We start from the raw sequence: 14,880 nt of genomic DNA, 5'->3' as shown, positions 1-14,880 counted from the left end.
CGTGCCGCTGGACCGAATCGGTTATGGGTGGCTGACATTACCTACGTCCGTACCGGTAATGGGTTCGTCTACACCGCTTTTGTCACCGATGTGTACTCCCGCAAAATTGTCGGATGGGCATTATCAGATACGATGCGCACGGAAGCGTTGCCACTACAAGCACTCAACCAGGCGATTGTATGCGCAAAGGAAACAACGGGACTGATTCACCATTCAGACCACGGCTCGCAGTATGTGAGCATTGTCTACAATGAGCGCCTTGCTGAGCATGGAATCACTGCCTCTACTGGGACAGTCGGTGACTCCTACGACAATGCTTTGGCCGAGAACGTCAATGGTTCTTACAAAAATGAGCTCATTCATAGGCGGTCGTGGACTGACGTGGTTGATGTTGAGATCGCGACGTTTGAGTGGGTCTCGTGGTGGAACGAATCACGGCTTCACCAAAGTCTCGGCTACCGTACGCCGACAGAGGTAGAAGCAGAGATTTGGACTGGCAATCCAAATCACGAGAAAATAGAAATCAAGGCAAATGCCTAGGAACAAAACCCGGAGCACTTCACATCGCACGCTCTACCGACGGTGTCAATGACATAACAGGCCCAAAGACTCAGCCGCACCGAAGGTTCTCACCGAGGAAGACAAGCTGCGCCGTCAGGTAGCGCGACTGGAAGCGGACAGCGCTTATCTAAAAAAATTGCGGGACTTGAGGAGCCAGGGACGCGCCTGAAGGTCCAGGCAATTGTCATCCTCACGTCGCAACACCGCTTGTAGTACCTCCTCGAAGCAGTGGGTATGCACCATACGACATTCTTCTACCGCCAAAACGACTCAGCAAGCCGGACACGCACGCGGCACTCAAGCAGGCGATCCAGGAGGGATTCAAGCGAAACAAACATCGCTACGACCACATGAGGGTCCTGCCTGACCTACGTAGCCAGGCTGGGTGGGCAACCACAAACTGATTGACAAACTCATGCACCAGATGGATCTTCGGGCCAAGCTCCACCAGCGCAGGCCCTATGTTTCCTACACCGGCACTGTAAGTCACCTGGACCTGACCCCGATGCAATATCGGAATCAGACCCTTGAACCCCCAACCGCCTAGAATTAAACCAGTCCAACTGTCGGGACCAGTTCACAATCGGCTGGGGCCTTCTCGTGTTGTTGGCACCCGAACGGTAGCCGTAGCCGCTTCCTGTTCCCAGGTAAGCTGCTCATGCCCTTTGGGCAGGCTGGCGAGGCGGTAGGCGGTCAGCGGGTCCCCAACAATCGCGGTAGGTCGCCCGGCGCGGGCAACGGCGCTCCTCAATGGGTGGATGCAATCGGTCAAATGGTGGTCTCAGGCTATCAGTAGTGTTGCGATTAGAGCGCCTAGCGAGATGGCGAGCATCCCTAAGCAATTCACCCAAAACTCGCTACCTATAAATTTGGCTCGGATATGTGCGATTGCGGCAGTGCAGAAGTAGGCGATGACTCCAACCATCGTCGCTATTCCAATGCCTGGTATCCAGAGCCCAATAATGAGCCCGCTTGCTGCTAGGCACTTGATAACGATAAGCGTCCACCACCACTCTGCGGGGAGTCGTACTCCTCTGAGACAGGCCTCGATGAATGCTGCGGGTTTGAGCGAGAGTGCCGCGTCTCCGAACAAAATGGCGGCAAGAATGATGGAGGGCCAAGCAGGTGAAGATTCGAGAATCATTAGTTTACTCCGTACGCGATTTTAAGACGGGAGATGGAACTGTTGGCGTGAATGGATAGTTCGTCAGTGTCGTATGCACCGGCCGCCCAGCCAAGAAGTAAGCCAAGATAGATGTTGTAAAGGATTGTCGCGAACTCTTGAGCGTCATCTTTAGGGAGCATGTTGCCCAGGCGCAAAACGATTTCATCTACCAAGAGAGTTCGAAGCTCGTTGAGTGTCTCCCCGTTGTTTCCTTGGGTAATTAGGGCGGCGCCATACGCTTTTGATAGTTCTTCCTGACCGGTAAACATTTTCAGGAACGGAGCGAGAACGTCGATAAGGTTGTCTGATTGTCCGCGGAGCTCATCGTGCATCATGGTGATTCGATGTCCGATGGTTTGAATTAATAACGACTGCTTGCTCCCGACATTCATAACGGTTCCAACGCTGACGTTGGCCTTCTGTGCGATGGCGCGCACATTTGTATCTGCGTACCCGGCTGACGCAAAAAGGGCATAGGCGGCATCTAAGACCTTATTGCGTGTCGTCTGCTTTCGAGTGGCACGATTTGATTGAACCTGTTCACTGAACACGTTCAAAGCGTATCGCTGCATCAATCTATGGTCAAGTAGTGACGTGGGTATCCGAAGACATGACTGTTATCGGGGGTCGGACGGATATCCTGCTTGCAACGAGGGGAGTTATGGCTACATGTTTCTGCTAGATGGGCTTCCCTAGTCAATGGATTCAGGAATTGACGAGGCTTGGTCGATAATCCTGCGAGCTCATCCCGCGACTCATTCGCGGCAGGGGACGCCGATCACGTGGGTACTGCCTATGTGTGATGACCCAACCCGGCACATGATCCGTTCCGGCAAAACGGCGACCGCGACCCTGCCGTGGGTGCGCCTACAGTACAGCCCCGGCGATGGCGTGGCACATGCGGGCAGAGAATCTCTCCCGCCGGCTATCTCGTGCCATGACCTTCGCCATACTGCCGCGTCACTGCTTGTCGCCTTGGTGGCAAATGTCATGCGGGTGCGGCGGCAGCGGGGGGTAAGCGGACCAGTCCATCATTCTCGACAACCAGTTGCATCTTTTCGACACGGGGTTAGGTCTAACTGGGCGGAAAATGGGCGAAATTTTGACCACGTGGCGTAACGAGTGCGGAAAGCAAAACGCCTCGTGACCTGCATAGTCACGAGGTGTTGACGAGTGCGCCTGGGGAGACTTGAACTCCCACGTCCTAGGACACTGGAACCTAAATCCAGCGCGTCTGCCAATTCCGCCACAGGCGCAGGTGGCGGTGACCCGCCACGGCTAGGAACACTATAGCAACGCCGCGGGACCGCAACCGAACTGGCAACGGCCACCGGGGCGACGTCCTAGGCCTCGAGCTCCTTCATGATGCGGGCGACGTGCCCGGTGGCCTTGACGTTGTAGCGGGCCAGGGCGATCTTGCCTTCCTCGTCGACGAGGAAGGTGGAGCGGATCACGCCCTGCACGAGCTTGCCGTAATTCTTCTTCTCGCCGAAGGCGCCATAGGCCGTCATCACGGCCTTGTCCGGGTCGGAGAGTAGCGGGAAGGTCAGCTCGTACTTGTCGCGGAACTTCGCCAGGGATTCCGGCTTATCCGGGGAAATGCCCACCACGTCGATGTTCTGGTCATTCAGCTGAGCCAGGTTGTCGCGGAAGTCGCAGGCCTCCTTGGTGCAGCCCGGGGTGTTGGCGCGTGGGTAGAAGTACACGAGCACCTTCTTGCCGCGGTAGTCCTTCAGATCGATCGTCTCACCCTTGTCAGAGGTGAGTGCGAAGCCCGGAGCCTCGTCGCCCTCGGCGAGGCGGATGTTTGCTGTGTCGTTGTTCTTCGTCATGCCGCCCAGCCTACGCGGATGCCTAGCCGTGGGCTTTCGCACACGATGGCTGCGTATCCTCTACAATTGTTCAGAAGAAACGACTGATTTTTACCGTCTTTTAGGGAGTATGTCCGTGGCACGGAGTATCGACGCTATCGAGCGTGACATTGAGCGCACCCGCAACCAGCTGGCCAAGACGCTGGACGAACTCGCGTTTCGCGCCGATCCGAAGAACCTCGCAGATGACGCTCGTGGGCAGGTCTCCGATTTCCTGCGCGAGCCGAAGGTTCAGATGGTGCTGGGAGGGGTGGCCGCTGGTGTCGTCCTGCTGGTCGCCGCAACCGTTTCCTCCAAGCGTAAGGAGAAGAAGCAGGTCCGCGAGATCCAGCGCCTGCTCGCTTCCACTCGCTAACTGAAGATTCGGCTTGTTAGGTCGAATTTCCACGCTGAGCGCGATCTCGCTGGCGTTGGCACTTCTGTGCACCGCCATCGGGGTTCCCGCAGCGTGGATTTTTGCTTTTCTCGTTGTTTTCGGTGCCGACGCCGTGTTCAGCGGCCGGGCGACGATTCCCCCTGCCTTTTTGATGACGCCCGCCCAGGTGCTCATCGCGATGTTGTGCGCAGGTCCCTTGGCTACCGTCAGTGGCGGCCAGGTGGCCAGTTATCTGGCTCCGGCCGCGCTTTCCCTGGTGGTCACGCTTGTGGTGTGCGCCTTCGGGGCGTGGCTGCTGCACCGCGTCAACGGGGTGGACGGCGCAACCGGTCTGCTGGCCACCCTCGCGGGCGGGGCCTCCGGGATGGTGCTGATCGCCCGGGATGTGCGCGCGGACGTACAGTTCGTCACCCTGACGCAGTACCTGCGGCTCACGGTGATCGTGTTTACCCTGCCAGGCCTGGTTGCGTGGTTGTCCACCTATTCGGACGCTCCGGGCGCCGACAGCGTTGGCCCGGGCAGTGCGGGGGAGGCTGCCGGTGCCGCGGACCCAAGCCTGTGGGACGGGGTGGTGGCCGCCGCGGGGAGCTTCTGGCGTACCCCCTGGCAGGGAGTGCTGGGAGCCCTGGCGGTCGGCCTGATCGTGTGGCTGATCGTGAAGGCCACCGCCCCGCTGTTCAAGATCCCCAGCCCCTACCTGATTGTCTCCATGGCCGTGGTCGTGGCCGCGATCGCCGCGGGTGTGCCCCAGGAGTTCGTGCTCCCCGAGGGGCTGGTCGTGAACCTGGCTTATGCGATCATCGGCATCCAGGCTGGCGGCACCCTCACCAAGGGCGCGTTGCGGCAGTTCAGCGCGGCACTACCGATGTTGCTGGGCGTGCTGCTGCTCATGGTGGCAAGCTCGTTGGCCACCGGCTGGTTCATCGCGTGGACCAGCGATTTCGATATTTTGGACGCCTACCTGGCCACCGTCCCGGGCGGAGTGTACGCCGTGCTGGCCTTCGCCCACGATTCGGGCTCCGATCCGCTGGTGACGGTGGTGCAGGTCCTGCGCGTCCTGGTGATGCTCATCGCAGGGGCGTTTGCCCCCACGGTGATCGACTGGCTTAGGAGGACAAGCCCCACGCGTCAGCCAGGATCTCCATCCCGCGACGCTGCTGATCGCCCGACGGCGCGTTAAGGGAAATCATCAGCTCGTCGGCCTGGGCATGCTGGGTGAACCACTCGAGGTACTCCCGCACCTGCTCGCCCGTGCCGACCGCGGTGTAACGCAGCATGTCGAGAATCTGCTGACCACCGGGGGACTGGATCACCAGATCCAACTCCTCGTCGGTAAAGGTGCGCCCGCCGCGGGAAGCCATTTCCCGGACGCGCTTGCGGCCGACCTGCTTGTGCTGCTCGAGCGCGTCCTCCTCGGTATCGGCGGCGGTGACGTTCACCGCGGCGATCACATAGGGCTCCGGGTGCTCCGGGGAGGGCTGGTAATTCTCCCGATACACGCTGACCGCCTGCTCGAGCGCGGCCGGCGCGAAGTGGGAGGCGAAGGAGTAAGGCAGGCCCAGCTTCGCGGCTAGCTGCGCGCCGAAGAGGGAGGATCCGAGGATGTAGAGCGGAACGTTCGTCCCCGCGCCAGGGACCGCCCGCACCCCTGGGATGACGGAGCGGTCCGTGAGGTAACCGTTGAGTTCGGCGACATCGCTGGGGAAGTTCTCCGCATTGCGCGGGTCGCGGCGCAGGGCGCGGAGGGTGTTCTGGTCGGTGCCAGGTGCCCGGCCAAGGCCCAGGTCAATGCGACCCGGGTGCAGTTCCGCGAGAGTGCCGAACTGTTCGGCGACCACGAGAGGGGAGTGGTTCGGCAGCATGACGCCGCCCGCGCCCAGGTTGATGGAGTTGGTGTTCGCCGCGACGTGGGCGATGAGCACCGCCGGCGCGGAGCTGGCGATGGAGCGCATGTTGTGGTGCTCGGCGTACCAGATGCGCTTGAAGCCGAGCTGCTCGGCGCGCTGGGCGAAGCTCACGGAGCGCTCGAAGGAGGCGCCGGGGCGTTCGCCGTCGAAGATCAGCGCGAAGTCGATCAGGGACAGTGGGGTGTGATTCGAGTTAGTCATCACCACCGTCTTACCACCGAGCAGCAAGTGACGGGGTGGCCGCCGAGGTTGAGCCCGTCAGCTGGGCTGTGCGTGCGAGTATTGTTCGCTCGAGCTTGGGGCCCGTGGTCGGTTCGTGCGCCTGGGCAAGCATGGGAAAAGGGGCCTGCCGGGAATGTCCCGACAGACCCCTTTAAGAAGCCCCAGCGCAGGTTTAGCCGAAGCGGCCGGAGATGTAGTTCTGGGTCTCTTCCTTATCCGGCTTGCTGAACAGCTGCTTGGTGTCGTTGAACTCGATCAGCTTGCCCGGCTTGCCGGCACCCGCGATGTTGAAGAACGCGGTCTTGTCGGACACACGCGCGGCCTGCTGCATGTTGTGGGTCACGATGACGACGGTGAAGCGGTCCTTCAGCGTGTTGATCAGGTCCTCGATAGCCAAGGTGGAGATCGGGTCGAGCGCGGAGCACGGCTCGTCCATGAGCAGGACCTCTGGCTCCACGGCGATGGCACGCGCGATGCACAGGCGCTGCTGCTGACCGCCGGAGAGGCCAGAGCCCGGCTTGTCCAGGCGGTCCTTGACCTCCTCCCAAAGGTTCGCGCCACGCAGTGCCTTCTCGGTCAGCTCGTCGGCCGCGGACTTGGAGAGCTTCTTGTTGTTCAGACGAACACCGGCCAGCACGTTGTCCTGGATGGACATGGTGGGGAAGGGGTTGGCCTTCTGGAAGACCATGCCCACCTCGCGGCGGACGTTGACGGGGTCGACGCCAGCGCCGTAGATGTCCTTGCCGTCCATCTTCACGCTGCCCTCGACACGGGCACCCGGGATGACCTCGTGCATGCGGTTCAGGGTGCGCAGTACGGTGGACTTACCACAGCCGGACGGGCCGATGAACGCGGTGACGGACTTCGGCTCGATGGTCATGGACACCCCTTCGACCGCGCGGAAATCGCCGTAGAAGATGTTCAGATCCTCGATGTCGATTTGCTTAGACATTTTTCCTCCAGTGTTTTGTGTGCGCACCGCTTCGGGTGGGCGGGGAGCCGGTTTCTTTGGGACGTCGCCGGCTCGGCGTGGGTGATTAAGTTCTTCTTTTCGGGGTGTTGCCCCCGGGGTCGAGCCTGGGATCGACATCTCCCGGTAGCTTTAGCGGCCGGACTTCGGGGCGAGCAGCTTGGACAGGATGCGGGCGCCGAGGTTGAGGAGCATCACGATGACGATCAGCACGAGGGCTGCGGCCCAGGCGCGGTCGGTGGACGCGATTGCTGCGGTACCAGGTGCGGTCGGGCGGGTGACGGAGTCGTAGATGAAGGTCGGCAGCGTGGACATCCAGCCGGAGAAGACGTTCCAGTTCACGCTCGCGGCAAAGCCCGCGGTGACCATGATCGGGGCGGTCTCACCGATAACACGAGCGATGGCGATGGTGATGCCGGACAGGATGCCGGAGATCGCGGTCGGCAGAACGATCTTCATGATGGTCTTCCACTTTGGCACGCCCAGGGCGTAGGAGGCCTCGCGCAGGTCGTGCGGCACCAGTCGCAGGATCTCCTCCGTGTTACGAACCACAACCGGGATCATGAGCACGGAGAGCGCCACGGCGGCGGAGATGCCGGACTTGGCGGCCGTCAGGTTCTCAGGGGCGACCAGCTCGATCACCGTGGAGAACAGGGAGAACGCGAACAGACCAGCGACGATGGACGGGATGCCCGTCATGACGTCCACGAAGAAGGTGATGGCACGGCCGAGCGCGCCGGACTTCTTATCGTTGGCGTACTCCACCAGGTAGATCGCACAGAGCACACCGATCGGGATGGAGATGATCGCCGCGGCGAGGGTGATCAGCAGGGTACCGACGATCGCGTGGTGGAAACCACCCATGAGCTCGGACTCGCCGGCCGCGAACTCCTTATCGTAGATGCCCTTCATGCCCTCCATGGAGCGGTTCAGCAGGGAGCTGTTTTCGATCAGCACCGGGCCACCCTTTTCGATGGCCATCCACAGCAGGGAAATCAGCGGCACCAGCGCGAGGGCGAAGGCGGAGGAGACGAGCACGGTGGCCACGCGGTCCACGGCCTTGCGCTTACCCTCGACAGCAGCGGACCAGGCGAAGGTCACCACCAGGTTGAACAGGCCGGCCAGGAACGCGGCCAGGGCGATGGAAAAACCATCCGAGATGAGGGCCGTGGCGACGATCGCGGCGACAACGGAGCCAGCCACGATGGCGTAGGGGGCCCACTTCGGCAGGTGGTTGGTGACTAGGTGTGAGGCGCTGCTGTTGCCCTTCGTACGGGCCTGGGTGACTTCGCGCGGGTTTTCAGCGGTCGCGGTGTTCTTCTTATCAACCATGAGATCAGTGCCCCTTGACGGTCGTGCGTGCGACGATCCAGCGCGCGGTCATGTTCACGATCAGGGTGATGGTGAACAGAACCAGGCCGATCGAGATGAGTTCGGACATGCGCAGGCCCGCTGCCTCGGGGAAGTTCTGCGCGATCTCTGCCGCGATGGTCTGGTTACCGGAGAGCAGCAGGGAGACGATGAGACCACCGGAGGAGAGCACCATGGCCACCGCCATGGTCTCACCGAGTGCGCGGCCGAGACCCAGCATCACGGCGGAGACGATGCCGGAGATACCGAAAGGCAGCACGGCCATGCGGATCATTTCCCAGCGGGTCGCGCCGAGAGCCAGGGCCGCTTCCTCCTGCAGGCGCGGGGTCTGCAGGAAGACCTCGCGGACCAGAGAGGTGATGATCGGCAGAATCATGATGGACAGCACCAGGCTGGCAGTGAGCAGGGTGCGGCCGGTCTGGGAGACAGCGCCGTCGTCGTCCGCGGAGAAAATCGGGATCCACCCGAGGTACTTCGCGAACCACTCGTAGAGCGGGACGAAGCTACTGGACAGTGCCAGACCCCAGAGGCCATAGACGACGGACGGGATGGCAGCCAGCAGGTCGATCGTGTATCCCAGCACCGGGGCCAGCTTGCGGGGTGCCATGTGCGTCGTGAACAGGGCGATGCCGATGGCAAACGGGGTGGCCACGATCAGGGAGATGATCGCGGAGATCAACGTGCCGATGATCAGCGGGAATACGTAGGGGAGGAAGCCACGGCCACCGGTGATGGTCGACGGGTCGTCGAAGGACGCCTTGATGGTGTCCGTGGACTGCAGGAAGAGGAAGAACGCGACACCGGCGAGGATGGCGAGGATCAGGACGCCGGCGGCGAGGGCGAGGAAAGAAAAGATTCTGTCCCCGGGCCTCACGACGGTTCCCTTCTTTGCCTGCTTCGTGGGCGCAGCGGTGGCTGTGTCAGCTGACAAGAGAGCTCCTGTGCGGGGTGGGTGAGGGGTGGTATGGGGTGCAAATCAAAATGGTTAATTCGCACGTGAAGCTGGGTTGGTCATTCGAGAGGTTTTTTCGAAAGACCAACCCAGCCTCGTGTTTAGGATGCGAGCGTCAGGGACGCAGCGCTGTTACTTCTTGACCTCGATCTGGTCGAGGACCTTGGTGATCTTGCCGCGCAGCTCGTCGGAGATCGGGGCGGAGCCGGCGTTGTCCGCTGCGGACTGCTGGCCCTCCTCGCTGATAACGAAGTTCTCCCAGGCCTTGACCAGGTCGACCTTCTCCTGGCTGTCGTAGCTGGAGCAGACGATGTGGTAGGAGACCAGGACGATCGGGTAAGCGCCCTCGGCGTCGATGTCGCGCTTCAGCTCGACGGCGATGTCGCCCTCGTGGCGGTTCTCGGCAACCGGGGACTCGTCGACGACCTTGGCTGCAGCCTCTGGGGTGTACTCGACGAAGTCCTCGCCGACCTTGATGGCGGCCTTGCCCATGTCGTCGGAGATGGCGGAGGCGTCGGCGTAACCGATCGCGCCCTCGGTGTCTGCGACGAGGGAAACGACGCCGTCGGTGCCCTGTGCGGCCTCGCCGCCGTACTCAGCCGGGAACTCCTCGGCGGCCTCGTGCGGCCACTCGGCCTCAGCGGCCTTGTTGAGGTAGTCGGTGAAGTTCTTGGTGGTGCCGGACTCGTCAGAGCGGTGAACGGCGGTGATCTTGGTGTCCGGGAGGTCTGCCTCCGGGTTCAGCTCGGCGATCGCCGGGTCGTCCCACTTGGTGATCTTGCCAGCGAAGATCTTCGCCGCGGTGGCAGCGTCGAGGTTCAGCTTGTCCACGCCCTTGAGGTTGAAGGCGATGGCGATGGGGGAGACGTAGACCGGGAACTCGAATGCGCCGTTTTCGCCACAGACCTTCTTGGACTGCGAGATCTCGTCTTCATCCATGAAGGCATCGGAGCCAGCGAAGTCGGCCTTACCTGCCAGGAACTGCTTGCGGCCGGCACCAGAGCCATCCGGGGAGTAGTTGATGTTCGCACCGGAGTTCTGAGCAGAGAAGTCGGTGGTCCACGCCTGGATGGCGGCCTTCTGGGAGGATGCGCCGATGCCAACGAGGCTGCCGGAGACCTGCTGGCCGTCGTTGCCGGAGCCAGCCTCCTGGTCGCCGGTGGCGGAGTTACCGCCACAGGCGGTCAGGGTGAGAGCGGCTGCAGTCAGGACTGCAGCTGGAGCGAGGCGGTTGAGCTTCACTTAAGGGGCCTTTCTTCTTTCAACTACGTGCGGGGTTTCCCCGATACGAATGAAAAGATAAAAGGCGTGGGTGACGACCGCTTCCCTTTCAGGTGAACCTTAGGTGAAGTTTTGGTTCTTCCAGCTCAGGGGCTATTTTTGGAGTCTTTTTTGTTGTGAAGACGCCTCTGGCCCGGGTTTGTTAACAAACCCGGGCCAGAAAATACTCGCGGTGTCGCGTGCTGCCGCGCCAGGGGAGCGGCTTAGCTCTGCTCGCCCTCCGCCGGGGTGTCGGTCAGTGGCTTGCGACCACTCTGGGTGTCGTACATGCTCGCGAGCGTCGGCTCGAAGCTGCCGGTCAGCAGGTACTCCACGCGGTGGGAGACGTTGACCGCCTGGTCGCCGAAGCGCTCGAAGTAGCGGGAGACCAGGGTGACATCCGCGATCTGGCTCGGGGAGATCTCGCTGCGCGCCAGCTCGCCGATGATGGTGAACACCCGCAGGTGCAGCGTGTCCATTTCCTCGTCGATAGCGGCGATCATCGGGACGGCGGAGGTTCCCGGCTCGGTGAGCAGCTGGACGAGGGCACGCCCGATGCGCACGGCAGTGGTGCCCATGTGCGTGAACACGTCGCGGAACTGATCCGGGAGGGCGTTCTCCGGGTAACGGATGCGCACCAGGGAGCCGATGTGGCGGGCGAGGTCGCCCATACGCTCGATGGCCACGGACATCTTGAGCGCGGAAATAACCACGCGCAGGTCGGCGGCGACTGGGGCCTGCAGGGCAAGGACTTCTGCGGAGCGCTGGTCCAGGTCGGCCTGCATGCCGTCGATGGAATCATCATCGCTGATGACCTGCTGTGCCAGCTCCAGGTCATTATTCAGCAGCGCCTCCACGGACTTTTCCATGGCGGAGGTGGCCTTCTCGGCCATTTCGACGAGGCTGTCTGCGATAGATTCGAGTTCGTTGCGGAAGACTTCGCGCACTCGAGGTCCTTTCTGTACAAATCCAGTGTGGGCGAGACCCACGGCAATCAAAGACGAGGCTTGCAGCCGGAGGTGAACTCGGAGTTTCAGTGGTGTGAATTCCACACGAAACCTTGCGCTCAGCCCCACCCGCGCCGTGGTCAGCCGCCTGCTTGCAGTTTAGAGTGGGGGCGTGGATGTGTTGCTCATTTCGCTTATCGCTGGTGCGGTCGGCGTTGTTTTAGGTGTTGTGCTCAGTCTCGTTATTCGGGCAGTGGGGCGTCGCCGCCAGGTCGTCGAAGAGGACCCGGACGACGGGCTGCCAGCGGGGATGGACGAGGTCCTAGCTGCACTTCCCAGCGCCGCCGTCGTCATTGACTCGGACGGGGAGGTGATCAAGGCCTCCACCGCGGCCTACGCCCTGGGGTTGGTCGACGGTCCAGCTTTTGGTTCACCGCAGTTGCAGGAGACGGTGGCCCGGGTGGCGGATCGTCGTATTTACGAGGACGTCAACTTCGTCATTAAACACGACGCGAACGAATACTCCCGCCGCTTCCTGCACGCGGGCGTCGCCCCACTGGGTAAGGGCTATGTGCTGGTGTTGTGCGATGACGAGACGGAGTTCCACCGCGTTGAGGCTGTGCGCCGCGACTTTGTGGCCAATGTATCCCACGAGCTGAAGACCCCCATCGGTGCGATCTCCCTGCTGGCCGAGGCCGTGACGGACTACTCCGATGACCCGGAGGCGGTGCACCGCTTCGGGGGCAAGATCCAGAAGGAATCCACCCGGCTGGTCCACCTGGTGCAGGAGATCATCGACCTCTCCCAGGTCCAGGACAACGAGGGGCTCGAGTCCTCTGCTGTCATTGAGGTGGCCGAGGTGGTGGAGGAGGCGATCGACCGGGCACGGACGAACGCGGAATCCAAGAACATCACGATCAACGTCGTGCTAAGCCCCGACCTGCGGGTAGAGGGCTCCTTCGATCTGCTGGCTAAGGCAGTGCGCAACCTGGTGGATAACGCAGTCAATTACTCCAGTGCCGACACCGAGGTCGGCATCAGTACTGAGCGACGTGGCAATTCCGTGGCGGTGATCGTGACGGACCACGGCATCGGGATGAGCTCGAAGGAGACGGACCGCATCTTTGAGCGTTTTTACCGGGTGGATAAGGCGCGGTCCCGCAACACTGGCGGCACCGGCCTGGGGCTGTCGATCGTGAAGCACATCATCGCCACGCATGGCGGCAAGATCAAGGTCTGGAGCCGGCAGGGTGAGGGTTCGACGTTCACGGTTCTCCTGCCGCTCGCACATGAGGACCGGCGGTACGACAACGAAGCATCCAGCGAAGTAGTTGCTGGCGGCTAGACCGTCGGTACGTGAGAGAGGAATAAGGAAAATGACGAAGATTCTGTTGGTTGAGGACGAGGAGTCCCTGTCCGATCCGCTATCCTACCTGCTGGAGCGGGAGGGCTATGACGTCTCGATCGCGGAGGACGGCCTGAAGGCTGTCGAGATGTTTGAGCTGCACGGCGCGGACATCATCCTGCTGGACCTCATGCTGCCAGGCTTGCCGGGGACTGAAGTATGCCGGGCGATCCGGGCGAAGTCCATGGTTCCGATCATCATGCTGACGGCGAAGGATACGGAGATCGATAAGGTCGTCGGCCTGGAGCTGGGGGCGGACGATTACGTGACGAAGCCGTATTCCTCCCGTGAGCTGCTGGCCCGTATCCGGGCGGTACTGCGCCGTGGTCAGGCCCAGGGATCGGAGGGTGGCAGCACTGTGCTGGAGGCCGGGGGAGTGCGCGTGGACGTGGACCGTTACGTGGTCACGGTACGTGGGGAGGATATGCAGCTGCCGCTGAAGGAGTTTGAGCTGCTGGAGATGCTGGTGCGCAACGCCGGGCGGGTGATGACCCGTGACCAGCTGATCGACCGTGTGTGGGGCTCGGACTACGTGGGTGATACGAAGACGCTCGACGTCCACGTCAAGCGGCTGCGCACGAAGATTGAGGAGAATCCTTCGAAGCCGGAGCTGCTGGTGACCCTGCGCGGGCTCGGTTATAAGTTCAACGCCTAGGCATAAAGAAATCCCCCGGCAGGGGAACTGAACTGCTCCTCACTAGTTGGTAACTGATTTTTCAGTCCAACTAATGGGGGAGCAGTTCAATCATTGCCGTTATACTCCAGACAATCCAGGTCTGGCAGGGATGGAAGAAATAACCCCTGGGAGGGGCTACCTCCAACACTACCGAACAAAAGATAGGAGCAGATCATGAATCTGCGCACCATCAGCGCACTCGCGGGATTTGTCACTGCCATCATCTACGCGAGGAGTGAAAAACCCTCCAAGGTGCTTATTGCCGCCATTTGCGGGGCATCTGCATGGAACCTCGTCGACTCGCTTAACTCTGGTGACGACAAGTGAGGCCACTAATCACGAACCCAGAAACAGGGGCGGTGCTCTGGACGATCAGGGAGTGCGCAGCTCACTGTGGGATTACTGAATCCTCGTGGCGCTCGTACGTACGCCGGGGCATGCCCCCTGAGAAAGTCGGTGAAGTTAACAGGATGACGCCGCTATGGGATGCGGAGGAGGTGAAGGCCTGGCAAGTTGGTCGGCCAGGCTCTCCAGTACCGAACGCGCCGACCGCAACGAAGAAGTCCTAGCGAATCTTCTTCCAGTACGCATGCGCCGTCACAGGCGTCCACCCCGCGGCTGCATGGTGATCCCCAGTGCACTCGTAAACCCCACCGTCATAAACAATCACGTCGCCAGCAGCGTAATCCCTACCGTCCGAATAGGCAGACGGAACCAACACATCAGGTGTTACCGCATCGATAGAGTCGTCTGCGTGCTCGGCCACCTCCTTCCGGGGACGTACCGACTCAGTGACATCCCTCCACACCGGCGAGTAAACACCTGGAGCACCCGGAGTCCAATGATTCATATCTACTCCGGATTCCCAGACTTGGCCCTGGTGCATCATGACTGCCCCGCGCGGATACATCAGGGGGTGGGATGTGCCCGGATCAACCCACGCGGCGATGTCTTCGTCAGCGGCACGGGCGCTTTCGATGCTGCTGTAGTTGGGAGCTGGGATTACCCCGTCGTGCTGTAGCTCTTGGATGATCTCCTGTTGCCCGGCGCGTCCGGGTTTTTGTTCGTGGTGAGCTTTGCTACGTCTGCTGGGGTGGGGGTTGGCTTATCCATGGTGCTCTGAGGTTACCCTCGTTTAGTGGACACCCAACTTGTACGGATGTTGTGTCCGTAGGAGAGGATGTTCATTGTGAGCCA

Annotated in this window: 16 protein-coding genes, 1 tRNA gene and 1 pseudogene; 7 read left to right on the top strand and 11 right to left on the bottom strand. The window is 61.3% G+C overall.

Annotated features, from left to right (window positions below; translation table 11 throughout):
• On the top strand, positions 1-540 hold a 540-nt coding region (locus QP413_RS09340), incomplete at its 5' end, for an IS3 family transposase (RefSeq protein WP_284781539.1).
• A 58-nt stretch (positions 541-598) separates the two neighbouring features.
• Positions 599-878, top strand: a pseudogene (locus QP413_RS09335) (IS3 family transposase); the annotation flags it as partial.
• A gap of 464 nt (positions 879-1,342) precedes the next feature.
• On the opposite strand, the gene QP413_RS09330 reads toward QP413_RS09335, so the two are convergent.
• From QP413_RS09330 to bcp, 4 genes are all read right to left on the bottom strand, one after another.
• A complete protein-coding gene (locus QP413_RS09330; protein WP_284781538.1) occupies positions 1,343-1,705 on the bottom strand; it encodes a DoxX family protein in 363 nt (120 codons plus the stop codon).
• Positions 1,705-2,277, bottom strand: coding sequence for a TetR/AcrR family transcriptional regulator (locus QP413_RS09325; protein WP_284781537.1), 573 nt, complete (start codon positions 2,275-2,277; stop codon positions 1,705-1,707). The genes QP413_RS09330 and QP413_RS09325 overlap by 1 nt, the downstream gene beginning before the upstream one ends.
• Positions 2,278-2,900: 623 nt before the next feature.
• Positions 2,901-2,982 (bottom strand) — tRNA-Leu (locus QP413_RS09320).
• A gap of 87 nt (positions 2,983-3,069) precedes the next feature.
• Positions 3,070-3,558, bottom strand: a complete 489-nt coding sequence (gene bcp / locus QP413_RS09315; RefSeq protein WP_284781536.1) for a thioredoxin-dependent thiol peroxidase — start codon at positions 3,556-3,558, stop codon at positions 3,070-3,072.
• Positions 3,559-3,673: 115 nt separating this feature from the next.
• Between bcp and QP413_RS09310 the strand changes: the two genes are divergently transcribed.
• Positions 3,674-3,952, top strand: a complete 279-nt coding sequence (locus QP413_RS09310) for a DUF3618 domain-containing protein (RefSeq protein ID WP_012360697.1) — start codon at positions 3,674-3,676, stop codon at positions 3,950-3,952.
• A gap of 13 nt (positions 3,953-3,965) precedes the next feature.
• Positions 3,966-5,153: an AbrB family transcriptional regulator gene (locus QP413_RS09305; RefSeq protein ID WP_284781535.1), complete on the top strand. Its 1,188-nt coding sequence runs from the start codon at positions 3,966-3,968 to the stop codon at positions 5,151-5,153.
• Here QP413_RS09305 and QP413_RS09300 read toward each other — a convergent pair.
• From QP413_RS09300 to phoU, 6 genes are all read right to left on the bottom strand, one after another.
• A complete protein-coding gene (locus QP413_RS09300) occupies positions 5,080-6,081 on the bottom strand; it encodes an LLM class flavin-dependent oxidoreductase (RefSeq protein ID WP_284781534.1) in 1,002 nt (333 codons plus the stop codon). The two genes, QP413_RS09305 and QP413_RS09300, sit on opposite strands and share 74 nt — an antisense overlap.
• A gap of 193 nt (positions 6,082-6,274) precedes the next feature.
• Complete coding sequence (gene pstB, locus QP413_RS09295; RefSeq protein ID WP_284781533.1) at positions 6,275-7,054, bottom strand: phosphate ABC transporter ATP-binding protein PstB; 780 nt, start codon at positions 7,052-7,054, stop codon at positions 6,275-6,277.
• Between the two features lie 150 nt (positions 7,055-7,204).
• Entirely contained in the window at positions 7,205-8,404 is a 1,200-nt protein-coding gene (gene pstA, locus QP413_RS09290; RefSeq protein ID WP_284781532.1) for a phosphate ABC transporter permease PstA, read from the bottom strand.
• A 4-nt stretch (positions 8,405-8,408) separates the two neighbouring features.
• Complete coding sequence (gene pstC / locus QP413_RS09285; protein WP_284781531.1) at positions 8,409-9,374, bottom strand: phosphate ABC transporter permease subunit PstC; 966 nt, start codon at positions 9,372-9,374, stop codon at positions 8,409-8,411.
• A 153-nt stretch (positions 9,375-9,527) separates the two neighbouring features.
• Entirely contained in the window at positions 9,528-10,637 is a 1,110-nt protein-coding gene (gene pstS / locus QP413_RS09280; RefSeq protein ID WP_070759080.1) for a phosphate ABC transporter substrate-binding protein PstS, read from the bottom strand.
• A gap of 242 nt (positions 10,638-10,879) precedes the next feature.
• Positions 10,880-11,602 (bottom strand): phosphate signaling complex protein PhoU, encoded by a 723-nt coding sequence (gene phoU / locus QP413_RS09275; RefSeq protein WP_284781530.1) that lies wholly within the window; start codon positions 11,600-11,602, stop codon positions 10,880-10,882.
• 172 nt (positions 11,603-11,774) lie between these two features.
• Here phoU and QP413_RS09270 point away from each other — a divergent pair, with 172 nt between their 5' ends.
• From QP413_RS09270 to QP413_RS09260, 3 genes are all read left to right on the top strand, one after another.
• Positions 11,775-12,947 (top strand): ATP-binding protein, encoded by a 1,173-nt coding sequence (locus QP413_RS09270; protein ID WP_284781529.1) that lies wholly within the window; start codon positions 11,775-11,777, stop codon positions 12,945-12,947.
• A 31-nt stretch (positions 12,948-12,978) separates the two neighbouring features.
• Positions 12,979-13,662, top strand: coding sequence for a response regulator transcription factor (locus tag QP413_RS09265; protein WP_070759077.1), 684 nt, complete (start codon positions 12,979-12,981; stop codon positions 13,660-13,662).
• 195 nt (positions 13,663-13,857) lie between these two features.
• Entirely contained in the window at positions 13,858-14,010 is a 153-nt protein-coding gene (locus QP413_RS09260; protein WP_012360680.1) for a hypothetical protein, read from the top strand.
• Positions 14,011-14,248: 238 nt separating this feature from the next.
• On the opposite strand, the gene QP413_RS10335 is transcribed toward QP413_RS09260, so the two are convergent.
• Complete coding sequence (locus tag QP413_RS10335) at positions 14,249-14,533, bottom strand: carbohydrate-binding protein (protein WP_369194122.1); 285 nt, start codon at positions 14,531-14,533, stop codon at positions 14,249-14,251.
• Positions 14,534-14,880 lie beyond the last annotated feature (347 nt).

Source organism: Corynebacterium sp. UMB4614 (assembly GCF_030217065.1).
Classification (GTDB): domain Bacteria; phylum Actinomycetota; class Actinomycetes; order Mycobacteriales; family Mycobacteriaceae; genus Corynebacterium.
The sequence above is the reverse complement of the archived record's forward strand: the minus strand, read 5'-3'. Positions and strand labels throughout refer to the sequence as shown.